Raw genomic sequence first — 19,782 nt, forward strand, 5'->3', positions numbered from 1 at the left:
GATTTTCTTATGATAAATCTGACGCTGCGCCAGCTCCGGTATTTCGATGCGCTGGCGCGCCACGGCCATTTCGGCCGCGCGGCCGAATCCTGTTCCATCTCGCAACCGGCCCTGTCGATGCAAATCAAGGCGCTGGAGGAGACGCTCGGCGGGCTGCTGCTGGAGCGCAGCGCGCGGCAGGTTGCGCTGACCCGGTTCGGCGAGGAGCTCGCCCAGCGCGTCCGTGACATCCTGCGCTCGGTCGACGAACTCGGTGATTTCGCCCGGGCCTCGCAGGACCGCTTTGCCGGCCGCCTGCGCATCGGCATGATCCCGACGATCGCGCCTTACCTGCTGCCCAAGATCACCAAGAATCTCACGCGCATGCATCCAGAGCTCGATATCCGCGTGCGCGAGACCATGACTCCCCGGCTGATCCAGGAACTGGTGGAAGGCCGGCTCGACACCGCCATCGTGGCACTCCCGGTGTCGGAGCCCTCGCTCACCGAGGTCGCTCTGTTCGAAGAGAAATTCTTGCTGGTCCGGCCGGGCTCCGACGAGGGCACACCGGTGCCGTCGCGGGAGATGATGCGCGAGATGCGGCTTCTGCTGCTGGAAGAGGGGCACTGCTTCCGCGACCAGGCGCTCTCCTTCTGCAACATGCAGTCGGCGCCGCCGCGCGAGATGCTGGACGCCAACTCGCTCTCGACGCTGGTCCAGATGGTCAGCGCCGGCATCGGCGTGACGCTGATCCCGGAGATGGCGGTGCCGGTGGAGACGCGATCGGCCTCGGTCTCGCTGGCGCGCTTCCGCGACCCCGAGCCGTCGCGCACCATCGGTATGGTGTGGCGCAAGACCAGCCCGCTCGCACGGCAGCTGCTGCAAATCTCCGAGGTGGTCTGCCTGTCGGCCGGCAAGGTGCGCGCGCGTCAGAGCGTGCGCAGCCAGCGGGCCTAGCTCCGATGCCGCACCCTGTCATCCGCCCTGCCCGCGCAGACGAGTATGATGAGGTCGGCCGCGTCTGGATGGAGAGCTGGGCCTCGACCGGGCTTGCCGAGACGAGCGACTTCCTCCTGGCCAACTTGCGTGCGCGCATCAGGCGCGAGATCGCGAACGGCTGGAGCCTGTTCGTCGCCGACGACAACGGCACGGTCGCTGCGATGCTGGCGCTGCATGTGCCAAAGCTCTATCTCGACATGCTCTTCATCGCGCCAGACTATCAGGGTCGTTCGCTCGGGCGGCGACTGCTCGCGTTTGCGCGGACGCAGATGCCCGATGAAATGTACCTGCGTTGCGTGCGCGAGAACGAAAAGGCCTGGCGCTGGTACGAGCGCGAGGGTTTTGTATTCGAGAAGGAAGAGATCGAGCCGTCGAATGGGTTCATGATGAAATATTACCGGTGGAAGAGGGCAGCTTGAAGCCGCGCGCCATGCTTGCAGGCGCGGCTTACACGCTCTAGTTTTGCAGCTCTCACACTTTCGACCGCTCATTCCCCGATCATGTTCTGTCGTTTCATCGTCGCCATCGTCCTCGCTTCATCGTGCCTGACTGCCACTGGATGGGCCGAGGTCCCCACATCGGCGGCTCCTGGCGCGCCGGTCAAACCGGCTGTCAAGAAACCCGCCGCCAAGCCAAATGCAGCGAAGGCCAATGCGGCCACGAAGCAGCCGGCAGCGATCGAGACCGGCCCTTGCCGCCTGGGCGTCATTTCAGCGATCGGCGGTCGGTTCTCGGTCGAGAAGTTCGGCCTCACGGTGTTCGAGACCGAATTCAACGAGATTCCGATCGACGATTGGAGCCTTGACGACATCCCGCTGGCGCGTGTGCGTGCCGCAAGCGGCGCTGATCCGTCGATCAGGAAGATCAGCTACCCCAAGGGAGCGTTCGAGCCATTCTACAATCCGAAATCCAGGCTCTTTCCGGATCCGAGCGAGCGTTTACCGGCCATCGTTCGCAACATCACCGCCAATGCGAATTGCGACCGCTATCTCGTGGTGACGAGGTACAAGACCGAATTGCAAGGCTCCAGCCTGGTTCTGGACGGCATCGGCGCCTACAGCCGGGGCCTCGGCTCTTTCGCCAGACATTCGCATTTGTTCGCCAATGTTGCGGTCAACCTGATTGACGGCAGGAGCTATGAGCCGATCAATCGGCACTTCGCGAATTTCGGCTCCAATCTCGCCGAGAGCATGAGGCTGACGGAAGATCCGATCACCAAGCTCGACAATTCGCAGTTTCCCGATCCTCCCGCCACCGCGGCGGGCAATACAACGTTGCGAGAAAGGACCCGCGCGCTCGTTGCGGCGAGGCTCGACCGGACTCTCCCCGGCTATCTCAAGGAAGATTAAGCGACTCGCCGCCGTGGTCCGTCGACCAGGATGTCGCAAGGCATCACCTCCACGCATTGGGACTTGTACGTTGCGGATTCGCGGCGGACAGGCGATGAATGAGCCTCGTCGCGCTTCACGTTGAGGAGGTTCCTCGCCATGATCAAGCTCTACTGGTCTCCCCGCTCGCGCTCGTTCACGACGCTTTGGCTGATGGAAGAGAGCGGCCTGCCCTACGAGCGCGTGCTGACCGATATTTCGACCGGCGCGCAGAAGACGCCGGACTTTCTAAAGATCAACCCGATGGGCAAGGTGCCGGCGCTGACCGACGGCGACGCGGCGCTCGCGGAAGCCGCCGCCATCTGCGCCTACATCGCCGACCGCTATCCCGAGACGAAGCTGGCGCCTGGCGTGACCGACCCGCGCCGCGCGCGCTACCTGCAATGGCTGTTCTTCTCGCCGGGCTGCATCGAGCCCGCCATCATCCAGATCTTCACCAAGATCGAGATCCCGACCTCGACCGCGGCGTGGGGCAGCGCGACGCAGGTGTTCGACGTGCTGGAAGCCGCACTTGAAAAAGGACCGTGGATTCTCGGCGAAGAATTTTCCGCCGCCGACATCACGGTCGGCTCCGGCCTGAATTTCGCGGTACGGCTGTTCAAGATGGTGCCGTCGCGGCCGGCCTTCGACGCCTATCTGGCGCGCTGCATGGCGCGGCCGGCGTTCCAGCGCGCGGAGAAGATCGCGGCCGGTTAGCGCATAATTCGGAAAAGTGTGCAGCGGTTTTCCGAAGGATCATGCTTACAGGTCAGCCTTCCGTCTTCAGATTGTCCGGCCGCGGCATCAGGATGACGTTGTAGCCGGAATCCACGTAGTGGATCTCGCCGGTCACGCCGCCGGAGAGATCCGACAGCAGATACAGCGCCGAGCCGCCGAGGTCGTCGAGCGTGACGCCGCGACGGAGCGGGGAGTGCTTCTGCATGAAGGCGAACATCGCCCGCGCCTCGCCGATGCCGGAGCCGGCGAGCGTGCGGATGGGGCCCGCGGAGATCGCGTTGACGCGGATGCCGCGCGGTCCGAAATCGGCGGCGAGATAGCGCACGGAAGCTTCCAGCGCCGCCTTCGCCACGCCCATCACGTTGTAATTCGGCATCGCGCGCTCCGACGCGCCGAAGGTCAGCGTGATCATGCTGCCGCCTTCCGTCATCAGCTCGGCGGCGCGTTTTGCGACCTCCGTGAACGAAAAGCAGGAGATTACCATGGTGCGCGAGAAATTCTCGCGGCTGGTGTCGGCGTAGCGGCCCTTGAGCTCGTTTTTGTCGGCAAAGCCGATCGCGTGGATCACGAAGTCGAGCCGGCCCCATTGCTCGCGGAGCGCAGCGAAGGTGGCATCGACACTGGCGATGTCCTCGACGTCGCAAGGCAGAACCAGATCCACGCCAAGCTGCTCCGCCAGCGGCTTCACGCGCTTGCCGAGCGCCTCGCCCTGGAAGGTGAAGGCAAGCTCTGCGCCATGGGCATGCAGCGTCCGCGCCATGCCCCAGGCGATCGAGTGATCATTGGCGATGCCCATGATCAGACCGCGCTTGCCTTTCATCAGACCTTCCATCTCACCATCACCTTCCGCTTCGCCGTGGCCGGGCCCATCGCTTCGATGCTTGAGGCCAAGACGTGGATGGCCGGGACGAGCCCGGCCATGACGAAGAAATCAACAATGCACCAACAATGATGTCACGCATCCAGCCGGCTGAACACCAGCGTGGCGTTGGTGCCACCGAAGCCGAAGGAGTTCGACAGCACGGTGCCGATCTTGACGTTGTCGATGCGCTTGCGCACGATCGGCATGTCGGCGAACACGGGATCGAGCTCCTGGATGTGCGCGCTCTCGCAGATGAAGCCGTTGTTCATCATCAGCAGCGAATAGATCGCTTCCTGCACGCCGGTGGCGCCCAGCGAGTGGCCGGTCAGCGCCTTGGTCGCCGAGATCGGCGGGCACTTCTCGCCGACGCCGAACACTTTCCGGATCGCCTCGATCTCCGGCGGATCGCCGGCGGGTGTCGAGGTCGCGTGCGGATTGATGTAGTCGACCCTGGTCTTCACCGTCGACATTGCCATGCGCATGCAGCGCTCGGCGCCTTCGCCCGACGGCGCCACCATGTCGTGGCCGTCCGAGGTCGCGCCATAGCCGACGATCTCGCCATAGATGCGCGCACCGCGCGCCTTGGCATGCTCGAGCTCTTCCAGCACCAGCACGCCGGCGCCGCCGGCGATGACGAAGCCATCGCGATTGAGGTCGTAGGGACGCGACGCCGTGGCCGGCGTGTCGTTGTATTTCGAGGACATCGCGCCCATGGCGTCGAACAGCACCGAGAGCGACCAGTCCAGCTCCTCGCAGCCGCCGGCGAAGATGATGTCCTGCTTGCCGATCTGGATCGTCTCATAGGCATTGCCGACGCAATGGTTCGACGTCGCGCAGGCCGAGGAGATCGAATAGTTCACGCCCTTGATCTTGAACCAGGTTGCAAGCGTCGCGGAGGCCGTGGAAGACATCGCCTTCGGCACGGCAAACGGGCCGACGCGCTTGGGTCCCTTGGAGCGGGTGATGTCGGCGGCTTCGACGATGGTGCGGGCCGAGGGACCGCCGGAGCCCATGATGATGCCGGTACGGATGTTGGAGACTTCATCCGGCGACAGGCCGGAGTCCTGGATCGCCTGCTCCATCGCGACGTGATTCCACGCCGCACCCTGGCCGAGGAAACGCATCGCGCGGCGGTCGACCACCGTCGACGGATCGAGCGTGGGCTCACCTTGCACCTGCGAACGGAAGCCGAGCTCGGCATATTTCCCTGCCCGCGAAATGCCAGACTTCGCCTCGTGAAGGCTCGCAAGCACTTCCTGGGTGTTGTTTCCGATGGACGAGACGATGCCCATTCCGGTGACCACAACCCGCCTCATGACAGCCTCGCCTCAATCGTTGTCTTTTTGGTGATGCGCTCAGACCAGGTTGGTGCCCTGCTTGAACAGGCCGACCTTCAGATCCTTGGCGCGATAAATAATCTGGTCATCGACCGAAAGCCACCCGTCGGCGATGCCGAGCACCAGCTTTGCCCGCATCACGCGTTTGATGTCGATGTTGTACACAACCTTGCGGGCGTCGGTCAGCACCTGGCCGCCGAACTTCAGCTCGCTCAGGCCGAGCGCCCGGCCGCGGCCTTCGCCGCCGACCCAGCCGAGGTAAAAGCCGACCATTTGCCACAGCGCATCCAGGCCGAGGCAGCCCGGCATCACCGGGTCGTTCTTGAAATGGCAGCCGAAAAACCAGAGGTCAGGCTTCACGTCGAGCTCGGCGCGCACCAGGCCCTTGCCGAATTCGCCGCCATTGTCGGTGATCTCCGTGATGCGGTCGAACATCAGCATCGGCGGCAGCGGCAGCTGGGCATTGCCCGGACCGAACATCTCGCCGCGGGCACAGGCCAGCAGATCTTCGTAATCATAACCGTTGCGCCTGTTCAGCATTCACGAGCCTCTGTTCAATCCCGATTGAGCGGCGTTCTTTGGCGAAAATGGCCCCGTCTCGATCGGACAGCAACGCCAATTGCCACCGTCGGCCGCGACTCGCGCAAGCCCCGGATGGACTGCGAACCAAGCCTTCATGCTCGGCTGCGCCAAAATCGGCTAAGCGGAACCGCGCGCTCTCTAACACAGGCCATTTCGGGTGGCAAAGCGCATCCATGAAGGTAAAATGACGCGCTCACCACGCGGTTCCAGGCCTGATTAGAACCTCTCTAGTTGCGAGAAACTTGCATCTGCATCTTTCTCTTCTTATACTACAAAGAGATATTGTTCACGCGTGCCCGAAATCTGGAAATGACCGAGAATACCGCGTCCCACTACGACGACGACGCCCATGCTGCGGCCCTCCTGTCCGGCCGCCAGCCGGCCTTGACCGGCTGCCCGTGGCACGACGTCAACGAAATGCTCCAGTCCGCGGGGCTCCGTCCGACGCGCCAACGCATGGCGCTCGGCTGGCTGCTGTTCGGCAAGGGTGCACGTCACCTCACGGCTGAAATGCTCTACGAGGAAGCGACGCTGGCCAAGGTTCCGGTATCGCTGGCGACCGTGTACAACACGTTGAACCAGCTCACCGATGCCGGCCTGCTCCGCCAGGTCAGCGTCGACGGCACCAAGACCTATTTCGACACCAACGTCACGACCCACCATCACTACTACCTCGAGAACAGCCATGAGCTGGTCGACATCGAGGACCCGCATCTGGCGCTGTCGAAGATGCCGGAGGTGCCCGAGGGCTACGAGATCTCCCGCATCGACATGGTCGTGCGCCTGCGCAAGAAGCGCTGAGGTCGTCCTACATCGCTGATCTGATCGTCATGGCCGGGCTTGTCCCGGCCATCCACGTTCTTGGGCTAAGCGTGAAAGTACGTGGATGCCCGGGACGAGCCCGGGCATGAACGTTGGGGTAACGGTTTCGCCCCGCCTGCGGCGTCAATTCACCTGCTCGTCCGAATAGACGCCCCAGAGGCGCTCCTGCTGGATCCAGCCGTCAAAGCCGTTGCCGATGACGCGGCACCAGTTTGCAGCGCACTTCTTCACCTGCGTGACGACGCCGGCCTGGAGCTTTGCTGCAACCGCGCTGTCGGGATCGGGCCGGTCGTAGATCGGGGCGAGGTCGTCCTTGTGCTTCATGGTGACGACCGCGGTGCGGCGGCCCGACAGCAGCGAGTGATAGACCCAGCCTTCAGCGCCCTCGGAATCGCGCACCCTGCGCCAGTTCTCGAACTCGGCGGTGATTTCGACCGGCAGGCCGGCGCGGGTGTAGACCCAGGCGACGTCATTGTCCTTGGTCGGGCCGGCGCGGACGTTCACATGATCCGATTTGAGGCTGACATAGCGCGGCACCGGCAAGCCGCTGGCGGTCTGCGGGGTATTGTCCTTCGCCGAATGCGAGGGGCCGACCGAGGCGCTCAACCAGGTGCAAACGAGCGCCATCACCGAACAAAAACGCCCCAACGCCATCAACCCGTCTCCTGTCGAAGACCCGGCCAGACCGGATCCTCACCCCAAATTCCAAAACCCTGCCGCGCCTGCCCCTTTTCCCGCCCCACGCGGGTTCCAAGCCTTGGCCCGTGGTTCTTGTCTTGGCCCGGCCTTCTGCTAGAGAGGACGGGCACTTGAACAACCAGTTTGCCCCGATTTTCCGGCCGGAAATGTCGGGAGAGCTTGGAGGAAGCGCCGGGGACGGACACGGCAAGGGCAGTGTCGAACAACCGGGTTAATGAGGCCTCAACGGCCGGCCTTTGGCGACAGAGGCGGACCGCGACGCCTCATGAGAGCAGGACATGTCGGTGAAGAAAAAGCCCCTCGTCGTGGTGACGCGCAAGCTGCCGGATTCGATCGAGACGCGAATGCGCGAGCTGTTCGACGCGCGCATCAATCTCGAGGACACGCCGATGTCACCCGACCAGATCGCGGAAGCCGCGCGCACCGCCGACGTGCTGGTTCCGACCGTCACCGATCACATCAGCGCCGATGTCGTGAACCAGCCCGACTGCAAGCTCCGCCTGATCGCCAATTTTGGCAACGGCGTCGACAATATCGACGTTGCAGCCGCCCATGCCCGCGGCATCACCGTCACCAATACGCCGAAGGTTCTGACCGAAGACACCGCTGATATGACCATGGCGCTGATCCTCGCCGTGCCCAGGCGGATGATCGAAGGCGCCTCGATCCTGACCGAAGGAAAGCCCTGGGCGGGCTGGTCGCCGACCTGGATGCTGGGCCACCGCATCGGCGGCAAGCGTCTCGGCATCATCGGCATGGGCCGCATCGGCCAGGCGGTGGCGCGCCGCGCGCGCGCATTCGGCCTTCAGATCCACTATCACAACCGCCGTCCCGTCGCTCCCGTCATCGCCGAAGAGCTCGGCGCGACCTATTGGGAAAGCCTCGACCAGATGCTGGCGCGGATGGACATCATCTCGGTGAATTGTCCGCACACGCCTGCGACCTATCACCTGCTCTCGGCGCGACGGCTGAAGCTGATCCGCAAGGACGCCTACATCGTCAACACCGCGCGCGGCGAGGTGACCGACGAGGACACGCTGATCAAGTTGATCGAAGGCGGCGAGATTGCCGGCGCCGGCCTCGACGTCTACGAGCACGAGCCCGCAGTCAACCCGAAGCTGGTGCGGCTCGCCAGGGCCGGCAAGGTGACGCTGCTGCCGCATATGGGCTCGGCCACGATCGAAGGCCGCGTCGAGATGGGCGAGAAGGTGATCATCAACATCCGTACCTTCCTCGACGCCCACAAGCCGCCGGATCGCGTGCTGCCGAGCATGCTCTGAGGCTTACGTCCCGCGCCCTTCCCGCTTGCGCCAAGCCGCGACGAAATCGATGAAGGCGCGCAGCGCAGGCGGGGTCTGGCGGCGGCTCGGATAGTACAGGAACGGTCCGGGAAACGGCTCGCACCAATCCTCCATCAGGCTGACCAGCGCGCCGGACTTCACGGCATCATGCACGTAGCCATCGAGCGTTGCCCACACGCCGACACCGTCGAGCGCGGCGCGCATGGCGAGGCCCATATTGGTCGAGATCAGCTTGGCCGGCGGATCGACCTTCATGATCTGACCCTTCTTCTCGAACTCCCAATCATGCATGACCCCGCTCGAATAGCGGGCGCGGATGCAGTCATGATCGAGAAGATCCTTCGGATGCTTCGGCTTGCCGCGGCGCGCAAGGTACGCAGGCGAGGCCACGATGACGTAACGCTGCGGACCACTCAGGGAGACCGCCACCATGTCCTGCGCGAGGTGCTCGCCGTAACGGACGCCGGCATCAAAGCCGGCGCTGACGATGTCGACGAACCCGCTCTCGGAAACGATGTCGAGATCGACCTGCGGATGCGCCGCCAGAAACGGCCCGACCATCGGCGCCAGCACCAGATCGACCGCCGGCGGGGGCGCGTTGATGCGGAGGCGGCCCGAGGCGACCTCGCGCAGTCCGCGCACCTGATCCAGCGCATCGCCAACATCGCGCAAGGCCGGAGCGACGCGCGACAGCAGCAGTTCGCCCGCCTCGGTCAGCGCGACGCTGCGCGTGGTGCGGTTCATCAGGCGGACGCCGAGGCGCTCCTCCAGGTCCCGGAGCCGCTGGCTGAGACTCGACACCGACACACGAATTTCGACCGCCGCGCGCCGGAAATTGCGGGTGCGGGCGACCGCCATGAAGACATCGAGATCGCGCAGGTCAGGCTCGGCCATTGTTCGCTAATGTGAACAAGCCATTCCGGATTGTCCAGCTTATCGGCTCAATCGGGCGGGCGCATATCTGCCCTCGTCACGCCGCGCTCAGTCGCCGCCCTTCGAGGAGAGCCATCATGGAACAACGAAAACTCGGTTCAACCGGCCCCACCGTCTCGAGCCTCGGTCTCGGCTGCATGGCCATGTCCGACGCCTACGGTCCTTCCGATCGCGGCGAGAGCATCGCCACCATCCATGCGGCGCTCGATGCGGGCATCACGCTGCTCGACACCGGCGATTTCTACGCCATGGGTCACAATGAAATGCTGATCCGCGAGGCGCTCAAGGGCGTTTCACGCGAGAGGGTGCGGATCAGCGTCAAGTTCGGCGCGCTGCGAGGCCCCGCCGGCGACTTCATCGGCATGGACTGCCGGCCGGCCGCAACCAAGAACTTCCTCGCCTATTCGCTCCAGCGGCTCGGCACCGACCATGTCGACATCTATCGTCCGGCGCGGCTCGATCCGAACGTTCCCATCGAAGAGACCGTCGGCGGCCTCGCCGATCTCGTGAAGGCGGGCTATGTCAGGCATATCGGCCTGTCCGAGGTCGGCTCCGACACCATCCGCCGCGCGCACGCGGTGCATCCGATCGCCGATCTCCAGATCGAATATTCGCTGATCGAGCGCGGCATCGAACGCGACATCCTCAAGACCTGCCGCGAGCTCGGCATCGGCGTCACCGCCTATGGCGTCCTGGCGCGCGGCCTGATCAGCGGTCACTGGTCGAAGGATTCGGGCAAGGCCGGCAAGGACTATCGGCTGATGACGCCGCGCTTCCAGGGCGCGAACCTCGATGCCAATCTCGCGCTGGTGGATTCTCTACGCGCGATCGCGAATGAGGTCGGCGCGACGCCTGCGCAAGTCGCGATCGCCTGGGTGGTGGCGCAGGGCCCGGAGATCGTGCCACTGGTCGGCGCCCGGACCCGCAACCGTCTGGCCGAAGCGCTCGGCACAACCAGGGCGGCGTTGACGCAAGCTCATCTCGCAGCATTGGGCAAGGCCTTCCCGCCGGATGTCGCCGCCGGCACGCGTTACACGGCGGAACAGATGGCCCATCTCGACAGCGAAAAACCGGCCACGAGGTAACGGCGGCAATCAGGTGCGATGGGCGCTGAGATCGCTGATCACAGGCCCGTCGCCGTTGAGCGGATTGGCCGGATCGCGCCCGTAGCGCAGCGTCTCGAAGCGCATCGCGCGCGCATCGATCATCAGGAGGCGGCCGACCAGGCCGTCGCCGAAGCCGACGATCTCGCGGATCGCCTCCAGCGCCATCATCGAGCCGAGCACGCCCGCGAGTGCCCCCATGACTCCGGCCTCCGCACAGGCCGGAACGGTTCCGGGCGGGGGTGCTTCCGGAAACAGGCAGCGATAGGTCGGATTGAATTCGCCCTGCTCGTTCGTCTCATGCGCGCGGATGGTGGTGAGCGAGCCGTCGAAAGTGCCGAGCGCCGCCGTGATCAACGGCCGCTTCGCGAAGAAGCAGGCGTCGGAGACGAGATAGCGCGTCGAAAAATTGTCGGAGCCGTCGAGCACGAGGTCGTAGTCGCCGATCAGGCTGAGCGCGTTGTCCGCGTTGAGCCAGGTGGCGTGGCCGACGAAGCGGACATGCGGATTGAGCGCCGAGATCCGCTCGGCGGCGCTCTCGACCTTGTGGCGGCCGATATCGGGCGTGGTATGGATGACCTGGCGCTGCAGATTGGACAGCGAGACCACGTCGTCGTCGACCACGCCCAGCGTGCCGATGCCGGCGGCAGCCAGATACATCAGCGCGGGCGCGCCGAGCCCGCCGGCGCCGATCACCAGCACGGAGGCCCGCTTCAGCGCAGCCTGGCCCGGCCCGCCGACATCGCGCAGCACGATATGGCGGGCATAGCGTTCGAGTTCGTCCGGGCTCAGCATCGTCGTCCGTCTCTCCTACCGAGCCATCGCTCTATCCCCTCATGGTGAGAAGGCGCAAAGCGCCGTCCCGAACCATGAAGACCCGACTCCCGCCCCCTGCCATCCTTCGAGACGCGGCCTTCGGCCGCTCCTCAGGATGAGGACCTGATTGCGTGGCGCGGTCACGAGCCTGAACCACCCCAACATTGTTCGCGACCAACGAGATGTGCTTCAATGACACTGCGTTCAATGGGCTGGCTGGATTTGTCATGAGATCGATGCTTGCGGCAACACTGATGTTTGCGGCCGCCACGGGCGCGAACGCCCAGATGACGGCGCCACAGGTCCCCGGCACCAAGCCGAAAACGGTCCAGACCGTACCGATCCAGCCTCCCGCAATGCAGACGCCGTCGGCGACGGCCGATGCCATGGCCAAAGCGGAGCGGCTGTCGCTCCAGTCCGACCTCGCCTGGGTCGGCCAGTACAACGGCGCCATCACCGGCGACGTCAGCGAGCGCATGGTCAACGCCATCAAGGAGTACCAGAAGACCAAGGGCGGCAAGCCGACCGGCGTGCTCAATCCGCAGGAGCGCGCCGCGCTCGCCGAGGCGGCGCGAAAGAAGCAGGAGAGCGTCGGCTGGAAGATCGTGACCGAGCCGACCAGCGGCGCCAGGCTCGGCATCCCCGGCAAGCTGGTGCCGCAGCAGGCAAGCGACGCCAACGGCTCGAAATGGACCTCGCCGACCGGCACCGTTCAGGTGCTGCTCAGCCGCCGCAAGGAGGTGAACCCGACCTCGGCAAAGCTCGCCGATCTGGAGAAGGAGCCGTCCGGGCGCAAGGTCGATTACACCGTGGTGAAGCCCGACTTCTTCGTGCTGTCGGGATTGCAGGGCCTGAAGAAGTTCTACGTGCGAGGCGCCTTCAAGGGTGACGAGGTCCGCACCATGACGATCGTCTACGACCAGGCGACCGAGAACACGGTCGAGCCGGTCGTGATCGCGATGTCGAGTGCCTTCAATGCATTTCCGTCCGGACCGCAAGCCGGGCCGCCGCCGCGCAAGACCGTCGAATACGGCACCGGCATCGTCGTCAGCGACGACGGTGCGATCGTCACCGACCGCCTCATCACCGATGGCTGCCTCGCGATCACGATCGCCGGTCATGGCAACGCCGACCGCCTCGCCGAGGACAAGGAGCATGATCTCGCGCTCCTGCACATCTACGGCGCCCGCGCCCTGAAGCCGCTCAGCCTCGCCGGCGGCGCGGCGAAGGCGAATGTCGACATCGTCGGCATCGCCGATCCGCAGGGCCAGGGCGGCGCGGCCGGCGTGTCGAGCGTCAAGGCTGCGCTGGCGGCGGTCACGCAAAGCGCTTCCGCATTGTCCCCGCCGCCGGCGATCGGATTCTCCGGCAGCCCGGCCATCGACGCCGACGGCAAGTTCGCCGGCATGGCGCTGCTGAAGCCGGCAATGGTTGCAGGACCTGCGACGTCGGTGCCGGCGTCACAGGCCGTGATGGTCTCCGCCGAGCGGATACGGGATTTCCTGAAGGCGAACGGCGTCGCTGCGAACGGCACGTCGACGGATGCGAAAGCCGCCGTCGTGCGCGTGATCTGCGTGCGCAAATAGGACTGGCAACATCACCGCTCTCTCTCGTGTCCCGGACGCGGCGCGGCATGAAATGCCGCTCCGCTGCGCCAGGACTCATGCGTCGACAGCTCCGCTTGCGGCTTCTGGGCCCCGGCTCGGCAGCGCAGCGCTTTGTCCGGGGCAGGAGACCGATCGGCACCACCTTACGTACGATTACGGGTCCGGTAATGGTACGGATTCGCTGGCATTCCCTATTCCGCCATCATCGTTACCGTTGATTCGGACCCCCGCGATCCCCTTTGGATCGGGCCGGCACGTCCTGAGCGAGAAGAGCTCAGCATCGCAAAGCGGTGCACGTTCGCGTGGCGTATTCCTGACCCAGCCCTCCAAAGGATTGAACTTCAATGCACACGATCGTACTGGCCACCCAAAAGGGCGGCAGTGGCAAGAGCACACTCGCCGTCGGCCTCGCGCTGGCGGCCAGACAGTCCGGCTTCACCGTTCGCCTGATCGAGACCGACCCGCAGGGCACCCTGTCCAACTGGCAACGCCGCCGCACCACCGACGATCTCATCGTCGAGCCGATCTATCACGCCGCCGATATCCAGCCACGCTTGAAGATGCTCGCCGACAGCGGCCTCCAGCTCGCGATCGTCGACACTGCGGCCGGCCTCAGCGCCGCGACCACCGCCGCAATCCGCCATTCCGACCTCTGCCTGATCCCGGCCCGCCCGAGCGTCGCCGACATCGAGGCCACCGCCTCGACGCTGAGCGTCGCGCGCGCCTGGAGGCGGCCCTTCGGCTTCGTGCTGAACCAGACGCCGATCCGCGGCCAGCGGATCGACAACGCGGCCAACACCCTCGCTGAAGAAGCTTCGCTCGATCTCGCCGAGGTGCTCGCGCGTCCGCTGATCGTCATGCGCAACGATCACCAGGATTCGCTCGCCAGCGGCCTTGCCGTGAGCGAATTCGCGCCGAACGGCAAGTCGGCGGACGAGATCCGCGGCCTCTGGCGCTGGATCCAGACCCGGCTGGAGCTCAAGGCCCCGACCAATGTCCTGATCGAGCAGGTGCTGTCGGCCGCCGACGGCATGTTGCACGCCGCCGCCGGCCTTGCCGCGGACGAGACCACCACAGCGACGTCCTGAGCGGGACGCTCGCTCAGCGGCTAGGCGGGGCTACTTCGCCACCCGGAGAAAGAGGCCAAGCGACGAAGCAATCGGGCCATCAGCCCCGGCCGGGTTGCTTCGTCGCAGGAGCTCCTCGCAATGACGATTGCGGCTTCACTTCTGACATTTCGGACACCAGAAGGTGGACCGGCCGTTCTGCGTGAACCGCTTGATCGTGCCGCCGCAGCGCGGTGTCGTGCATTTCTCGCCTTCGCGGTCGTAGACCTTGAACGAGTGCTGGAAGTAGCCGAGTTCGCCTGAGGTCTGGCGATGGTCGCGCAGGCTCGAGCCGCCGGCCTTGATGGCATCGTTCAACACGGTGTGAATCGCGCCGACCAATCGCTTGGCGTGGTCCGTTGGCTCGCCCCCGGCGACGCCTTTGCGTTGTCCGGACTTCGTCGACAAGGTCGCGGCGATCCGACGCGGCGACAGATGCGAGCGGTGCAGCGCCTCGCAGACATAGATATTGCCAAGCCCTGCCACGACGCGCTGGTCGAGCAGCGCGGCCTTCAGGCTGGTGGTCTTGCCGGCGCAGGAGTGCGCCAGCATCGCGGCGTCGAATTCGTTGCCGAGCGGCTCGGGTCCGAGCCCGCGCAGCAGCGGCTCGTCGTCGAGCGCATTGCGCGCGATCACTTTCATGTAGCCGAAGCGGCGCGGATCGTTGAAGACGATGTCGGCGCCGGAGGACATCCGAAACAGCACGTGGTCGTGGGCGGAATCCTTGGCCCGCGGATAGTGAAACTCGCCGGGCCGAGTTTCGTTGTCCGGCTTGATGACGCGGAACGAGCCCGACATGCCGAGATGCATCAGCAGGACGTCGCCGGAGCCGAGATCGGCCATGAGATATTTTGCACGGCGGCCGAGGCCCGTGACGACCTGGCCCTTGAGCCGGGCCACGAAGTCCGGCTGGAACGGAAAGCGCAAGTCCGGCCGGCGGGCCTCCGCGACGAGGATTCTCGCACCCTCCATCACCGGCTGAAGGCCGCGGCGGACGGTCTCGACTTCGGGCAATTCAGGCATGGTCAGGCATTCACCTTATGAGGGCGGTGTGATAGCGCCATTGCGGCGGGCGCGCTATGGTCCGCCTCGCGGAGTAGGGTAATGGATCGGCCGGGCGAAACCACGCATTTTGGCTTCAGGGACGTCCCCCTGGGCGACAAGCAGACGCTGGTGAACGATGTGTTTCACAGCGTGGCGTCGCGCTATGACTTGATGAACGACCTGATGTCCGGTGGCCTACACCGGGTCTGGAAGGACATCATGATCACGGCGCTCGACCCGCCCCGGGGCGACCGGCCGTTCGCGCTGCTCGACGTTGCCGGCGGCACCGGCGACATCGCGTTCCGCGCCGCCAAGGCCGCGGGTGCGGGTTTCCATGCCACCGTCTGCGACATCAACACCGATATGCTGGCCGTGGGCCGCGAACGCGCTGCCAAGCAGCATCTCGACACCCGGGTCGACTTCGTCGAAGGCAATGCCGAAGCGCTCGCCTTCGCCGATCGCAGCTTCGACGCATATACGATCGCTTTCGGCATTCGCAACGTGCCGCAGATCGACCTGGCGCTGCGCGAGGCCTATCGCGTGCTGAGGCCCGGCAGCCGCTTCCTTTGCCTGGAGTTCTCCACCGTCGAAATGCCCGGACTCGACAAGCTCTACGATCTGTTCTCGTTCAAGGTGATCCCGCCACTCGGCCGCATGGTCACCGGCGACGCCGAGTCCTACCAATACCTCGTCGAATCGATCCGCAAGTTTCCGAAGCCTGCCGCTTTCGCCGACATGATCCGCGAGGCCGGCTTTTCCCGCGTCAGCTGGCAGACACTCTCCGGCGGCATCGTGGCACTGCATTCGGGCTGGCGTTTGTGATCTCTGCCATCACCCACATGACGCGCCTGATCCGCGCCGCGTTCGTGTTCGCGCGTGAGGGCGTATTCGGCTCGGTCGATCCGAGCCTGGTGCCGCCGCCGGGACAACTCGCACTGAAACTGGCGCGCCTCGTCGAACGCCGCGGCACCAAGCACGGCCCGCGGATAGCGCGCGCACTGACGCGGATGGGCCCAGCCTATCTCAAGCTCGGACAATTCCTGGCGACGCGTCCCGACGTGGTCGGCGTCATCATGGCGCGCGACCTCGAGAGCCTGCAGGACCGACTGCCGCCGTTTCCGCAGGAAGAGGCCGAGGCCGCCATCGCGACGTCGCTGGAACGGCCGCTGAAGGACATTTTCGCGAGCTTCGGCCCGCCGGTCGCGGCTGCCTCGATCGCGCAGGTGCACCGTGGCGAAGTGCTGCGCGACGGCATCCGCAAATCGGTCGCCGTGAAGGTGCTGCGGCCCAACGTCGCCGCACGCTTCCGCCGCGATCTCTCCGATTTCTTCTACGTCGCGCACAAGGCCGAAGCCCATTCGGCCGAGGCGCGGCGGCTGCGCCTCATCGAGGTCATCAACACCATGTCGCGCTCTGTCGCGATGGAGATGGATTTGCGGCTGGAAGCCGCCGCGATGTCGGAGATGGCAGAGAACACGCGCGACGATCCCGATTTCCGCGTGCCGACCGTCGATTGGGACCGCACCACGCACAACGTGCTGACGATGGAGTGGATCGACGGCATCGCGCTGAACGACCACAAGCGCCTTGCTGAGTCGCAGGTCGACCTGCCCGACCTCGGCCGCAAGATTATCCAGAGCTTCCTGCGGCACGCGCTGCGCGACGGCTTCTTCCACGCCGACATGCATCCGGGCAATCTGTTCCTGGATGACGCCGGCCGGCTCGTCGCTGTCGATTTCGGCATCATGGGCCGGCTCGGCATGAAGGAGCGGCGCTTCCTCGCCGAGATCCTGCTCGGCTTCATCACCCGCGACTATCGCCGCGTCGCCGAGGTGCATTTCGAGGCGGGCTATGTGCCCGCGCACCATTCGGTCGAGAATTTCGCGCAAGCCATCCGCGCCATCGGCGAGCCCATCCACAACCGCACCGCCGAGGAGATCTCGATGGCGCGGCTGCTGACGCTGCTGCTCGAGGTCACCGGCCTGTTCGACATGACCACGCGGCCCGAGCTGATCCTGCTGCAGAAGACCATGGTGGTGGTCGAGGGCGTGGCCCGCGGCTTCGATCCCAAGCTCGACATCTGGAAGATCGCCGACCCCGTGGTACGCGAATGGATCGAGCGCAATCTCGGGCCCATCGGCCGGGTGCAGGGCGCGCTGGCCGGGACCGGCGACATCGCGCGCGTGCTGATGCGCCTGCCGGAGATCGCCGAGCGGTCGGTGAAGGTCCTTGAGCAGCTCGAGACCATGACGCGCGAGGGCATCAGGCTGTCGCCGGACAGCATCGCGGCCATGGGGCGCAGCGAAGGCCGCAAGAACCGCTGGCGCACCGTGGCGCTGTGGATCATCGCCGCGACATTCATCGGAATCCTGATCGCCGTCCGGAATCTGTGATTGCACTGCAATCACACGAGTGATAGCATCGCTATCATTCCGTGCTGGAGGGGCGTCATGGCAAGCCTGACCATCCGCAAGCTCGACGACGGCGTCAAAACCTATCTGCGGCTGCGCTCGGCCAAGAACCGCAGGTCGGTCGAGGAAGAGGTCCGGGTCATCCTGCGGGAACTGATCGAGGGCCGCGAGGAGCCGCTGACGCCGTTTGCGGTGCCGCCTGCCCCGTCCACCGCACCGGCGCCGCAGCGCACCGGCGCCCTCCCCGAAGCCAGCGTCACCCTGATCATCGGCGGCGGAATCGCGGCGTACAAATCGCTCGACCTGATCCGCAGGCTGAAGGAGCGGCGCATCGAGGTCCGCTGCGTGTTGACCAAGGCGGCCCAGCAATTCGTGACGCCGCTGGCGGTGAGCGCGCTTTCGCATGAGCGCGTCTACACCGATCTGTTCGACCCCCAGAGCGAATTCGACGCCGGCCATATTCGCCTTGCGCGCGACTGCGACCTGATCATTGTGGCGCCGGCGACCGCCGACCTGATGGCGAAGATGGCGAACGGCCACGCCGACGATCTCGCCAGCGCCATCCTGCTCGCGACCAACCGCAAGGTGCTGCTTGCGCCGGCGATGAACCCGCTGATGTGGAGCAACGCGGCGACGCGCCGCAACGTCGGCTTGCTCCAGCGCGACGGCGTGGTGCTGATCGGCCCGAATTCCGGCGAGATGGCCGAAGCCGGCGAGGCCGGAATCGGCCGCATGTCGGAAGCGATCGAGATCGCCAATGCCGCCGAACGGCTGCTGCGGCCGCCGGTGCCGCGGCCGCTCGTCGGCAAGCGCGTGCTGATCACCGCGGGTCCCACGCACGAGCCGATCGACCCCGTGCGCTACATCGCCAACCGCTCCTCCGGCAAGCAGGGCTTTGCCATTGCCGCCGCCGCGCAGGCCGCCGGCGCCGAGGTGATCCTGGTGAGCGGCCCGGTCGACCTCGACGATCCACCCGGAGTGACGGTGAAGCACGTCGAATCGGCACGGCAGATGCTGGAGCAGGTGCAGGCCGCGCTTCCCGCCGATATCGCGATCTTCGCCGCGGCGGTCGCCGACTGGCGCGTCGCCAACGAGGGCGAGCAGAAGCTGAAGAAGACCGCGGTCGGCATGCCGCCGCTTCAGCTGGTCGAGAATCCCGACATCCTCGCCACGATCTCGAAGCTGACCGACAAGCGCCCGCCCCTGGTGATCGGCTTTGCCGCCGAAACCGAACATCTCATCGACAACGCCAAGGCCAAGCTCGCGCGCAAGGGCTGCGACTGGATCGTCGCCAATGACGTGTCGCCGGCGACCGGCGTGATGGGCGGCGACCGCAACACCGTCCACCTCCTCAGCCGCAAGGACGGTGCGAAGGACGGCGAGATTGCAGTTGATTCCTGGCCGGTGATGACCAAGGAACAGGTCGCCATCGAGCTGGTCGCGCATGTCGCCAGAAGCGTGGCCGACAAATCCCTGGAGACGGCATCTTGAGCACGAAGGTCACGGTCGAACTGCAGCGCCTCGCCCATGCCGAAGGTCTGCCGTTGCCGGCCTATCAGACCAGCGAGGCCGCCGGCCTCGACCTGATGGCAGCCGTTCCGGACAGCGAGCCGATGACGCTCGCCCCGGGCCAATACGCGCTGGTGCCGACGGGTCTTGCGATCGCGCTGCCGGGTGGGCACGAGGCGCAGGTGCGGCCTCGCTCGGGGCTTGCCGCCAAGCACGGCGTCACCGTGCTGAACTCGCCGGGCACGATCGACGCGGACTACCGCGGCGAGATCAAGGTGATCCTGATCAACCACGGCGCGGCGCCGTTCGTGATCAAGCGCGGCGAGCGCATCGCCCAAATGGTGATCGCACCCGTGGTGCAGGCTACCCTGGTTCCCGTCGCGACGTTGTCGCCGACCGATCGCGGCGCCGGCGGCTTCGGCTCGACCGGCCGCTGAATTCCCGACCTCTGCCGCGAGCGAGCGGGAACGCGCACCCTGTTCGTGGCGAGCCATCCCGCGCGACCGGCGGAATCCCAAGAACCATGTGGGCGGGAACACCACGGCGGCATTTTTGGGGGGCCTCCTT

At 65.5% G+C, this 19,782-nt stretch carries 20 protein-coding genes; 13 read left to right on the forward strand and 7 right to left on the reverse strand.

Annotated features, from left to right (window positions below; genetic code table 11):
* Positions 1–9 precede the first annotated feature (9 nt).
* The 4 genes from FJV43_RS16060 (at position 10) to FJV43_RS16075 (ending at position 3,062) form a co-directional block, all read left to right on the forward strand.
* Positions 10–936, forward strand: a complete 927-nt coding sequence (locus FJV43_RS16060; RefSeq protein ID WP_239628423.1) for a hydrogen peroxide-inducible genes activator — start codon at positions 10–12, stop codon at positions 934–936.
* Between the two features lie 5 nt (positions 937–941).
* On the forward strand, positions 942–1,397 hold the full coding sequence (locus tag FJV43_RS16065) for a GNAT family N-acetyltransferase (protein WP_239628425.1): 456 nt from the start codon (positions 942–944) through the stop codon (positions 1,395–1,397).
* Between the two features lie 81 nt (positions 1,398–1,478).
* A complete protein-coding gene (locus FJV43_RS16070) occupies positions 1,479–2,327 on the forward strand; it encodes a hypothetical protein (RefSeq protein ID WP_239628426.1) in 849 nt (282 codons plus the stop codon).
* 138 nt (positions 2,328–2,465) lie between these two features.
* The gene (locus FJV43_RS16075) at positions 2,466–3,062 is read left to right on the forward strand and encodes a glutathione S-transferase family protein (RefSeq protein ID WP_239628428.1); all 597 of its coding nucleotides are present in this window, start codon (positions 2,466–2,468) and stop codon (positions 3,060–3,062) included.
* A 52-nt stretch (positions 3,063–3,114) separates the two neighbouring features.
* Here the strand turns inward: FJV43_RS16075 and fabI are convergent, their stop codons facing one another.
* The 3 genes from fabI to fabA all read right to left on the reverse strand — a co-directional run bounded on the left by fabI (position 3,115) and on the right by fabA (position 5,822).
* Entirely contained in the window at positions 3,115–3,915 is an 801-nt protein-coding gene (fabI, locus tag FJV43_RS16080) for an enoyl-ACP reductase FabI (RefSeq protein ID WP_239628430.1), read from the reverse strand.
* A gap of 122 nt (positions 3,916–4,037) precedes the next feature.
* Positions 4,038–5,261, reverse strand: coding sequence for a beta-ketoacyl-ACP synthase I (fabB, locus tag FJV43_RS16085; RefSeq protein ID WP_194390569.1), 1,224 nt, complete (start codon positions 5,259–5,261; stop codon positions 4,038–4,040).
* A gap of 39 nt (positions 5,262–5,300) precedes the next feature.
* The gene (fabA, locus tag FJV43_RS16090; RefSeq protein ID WP_239628432.1) at positions 5,301–5,822 is read right to left on the reverse strand and encodes a 3-hydroxyacyl-[acyl-carrier-protein] dehydratase FabA; all 522 of its coding nucleotides are present in this window, start codon (positions 5,820–5,822) and stop codon (positions 5,301–5,303) included.
* Between the two features lie 351 nt (positions 5,823–6,173).
* Between fabA and irrA the strand changes: the two genes are divergently transcribed.
* Positions 6,174–6,665: an iron response transcriptional regulator IrrA gene (gene irrA, locus FJV43_RS16095; RefSeq protein ID WP_035674497.1), complete on the forward strand. Its 492-nt coding sequence runs from the start codon at positions 6,174–6,176 to the stop codon at positions 6,663–6,665.
* Positions 6,666–6,809: 144 nt separating this feature from the next.
* On the opposite strand, the gene FJV43_RS16100 is transcribed toward irrA, so the two are convergent.
* Complete coding sequence (locus FJV43_RS16100; RefSeq protein ID WP_028176484.1) at positions 6,810–7,340, reverse strand: SH3 domain-containing protein; 531 nt, start codon at positions 7,338–7,340, stop codon at positions 6,810–6,812.
* Positions 7,341–7,663: 323 nt separating this feature from the next.
* Here FJV43_RS16100 and FJV43_RS16105 point away from each other — a divergent pair, with 323 nt between their 5' ends.
* Positions 7,664–8,665, forward strand: coding sequence for a D-glycerate dehydrogenase (locus FJV43_RS16105; protein WP_131870462.1), 1,002 nt, complete (start codon positions 7,664–7,666; stop codon positions 8,663–8,665).
* A gap of 3 nt (positions 8,666–8,668) precedes the next feature.
* Here the strand turns inward: FJV43_RS16105 and FJV43_RS16110 are convergent, their stop codons facing one another.
* Entirely contained in the window at positions 8,669–9,580 is a 912-nt protein-coding gene (locus FJV43_RS16110; protein WP_239628434.1) for a LysR family transcriptional regulator, read from the reverse strand.
* A 116-nt stretch (positions 9,581–9,696) separates the two neighbouring features.
* Here FJV43_RS16110 and FJV43_RS16115 point away from each other — a divergent pair, with 116 nt between their 5' ends.
* Positions 9,697–10,704, forward strand: coding sequence for an aldo/keto reductase (locus FJV43_RS16115; protein ID WP_239628435.1), 1,008 nt, complete (start codon positions 9,697–9,699; stop codon positions 10,702–10,704).
* 9 nt (positions 10,705–10,713) lie between these two features.
* Here FJV43_RS16115 and moeB read toward each other — a convergent pair whose 3' ends face one another.
* On the reverse strand, positions 10,714–11,517 hold the full coding sequence (gene moeB, locus FJV43_RS16120) for a molybdopterin-synthase adenylyltransferase MoeB (protein WP_239628437.1): 804 nt from the start codon (positions 11,515–11,517) through the stop codon (positions 10,714–10,716).
* Between the two features lie 248 nt (positions 11,518–11,765).
* On the opposite strand from moeB, the gene FJV43_RS16125 reads away from it, so the two are divergent.
* Together FJV43_RS16125 and FJV43_RS16130 are read left to right on the forward strand one after the other, a co-directional pair.
* The gene (locus tag FJV43_RS16125; RefSeq protein ID WP_239628439.1) at positions 11,766–13,124 is read left to right on the forward strand and encodes a serine protease; all 1,359 of its coding nucleotides are present in this window, start codon (positions 11,766–11,768) and stop codon (positions 13,122–13,124) included.
* 365 nt (positions 13,125–13,489) lie between these two features.
* Complete coding sequence (locus FJV43_RS16130; protein ID WP_239628441.1) at positions 13,490–14,233, forward strand: ParA family protein; 744 nt, start codon at positions 13,490–13,492, stop codon at positions 14,231–14,233.
* A gap of 135 nt (positions 14,234–14,368) precedes the next feature.
* Here FJV43_RS16130 and mutM read toward each other — a convergent pair whose 3' ends face one another.
* The gene (mutM, locus tag FJV43_RS16135) at positions 14,369–15,274 is read right to left on the reverse strand and encodes a bifunctional DNA-formamidopyrimidine glycosylase/DNA-(apurinic or apyrimidinic site) lyase (protein WP_239628443.1); all 906 of its coding nucleotides are present in this window, start codon (positions 15,272–15,274) and stop codon (positions 14,369–14,371) included.
* Positions 15,275–15,355: 81 nt separating this feature from the next.
* On the opposite strand from mutM, the gene ubiE reads away from it, so the two are divergent.
* Genes ubiE through dut form a run of 4 tightly spaced genes read left to right on the forward strand, consistent with a single transcriptional unit; the run spans position 15,356 to position 19,652 of the window.
* Positions 15,356–16,117: a bifunctional demethylmenaquinone methyltransferase/2-methoxy-6-polyprenyl-1,4-benzoquinol methylase UbiE gene (gene ubiE / locus FJV43_RS16140; RefSeq protein ID WP_239628445.1), complete on the forward strand. Its 762-nt coding sequence runs from the start codon at positions 15,356–15,358 to the stop codon at positions 16,115–16,117.
* Positions 16,114–17,688: a 2-polyprenylphenol 6-hydroxylase gene (gene ubiB, locus FJV43_RS16145; RefSeq protein ID WP_239628447.1), complete on the forward strand. Its 1,575-nt coding sequence runs from the start codon at positions 16,114–16,116 to the stop codon at positions 17,686–17,688. Before ubiE ends, ubiB begins: the two co-directional genes overlap by 4 nt.
* A gap of 57 nt (positions 17,689–17,745) precedes the next feature.
* Entirely contained in the window at positions 17,746–19,197 is a 1,452-nt protein-coding gene (gene coaBC, locus FJV43_RS16150; RefSeq protein WP_239628448.1) for a bifunctional phosphopantothenoylcysteine decarboxylase/phosphopantothenate--cysteine ligase CoaBC, read from the forward strand.
* The gene (gene dut / locus FJV43_RS16155) at positions 19,194–19,652 is read left to right on the forward strand and encodes a dUTP diphosphatase (protein ID WP_239628450.1); all 459 of its coding nucleotides are present in this window, start codon (positions 19,194–19,196) and stop codon (positions 19,650–19,652) included. Before coaBC ends, dut begins: the two co-directional genes overlap by 4 nt.
* Positions 19,653–19,782 lie beyond the last annotated feature (130 nt).

Origin of the sequence: Bradyrhizobium sp. I71 (genome assembly GCF_022354745.1) — a bacterium.
Taxonomy (GTDB): Bacteria; Pseudomonadota; Alphaproteobacteria; order Rhizobiales; family Xanthobacteraceae; genus Bradyrhizobium; species Bradyrhizobium liaoningense.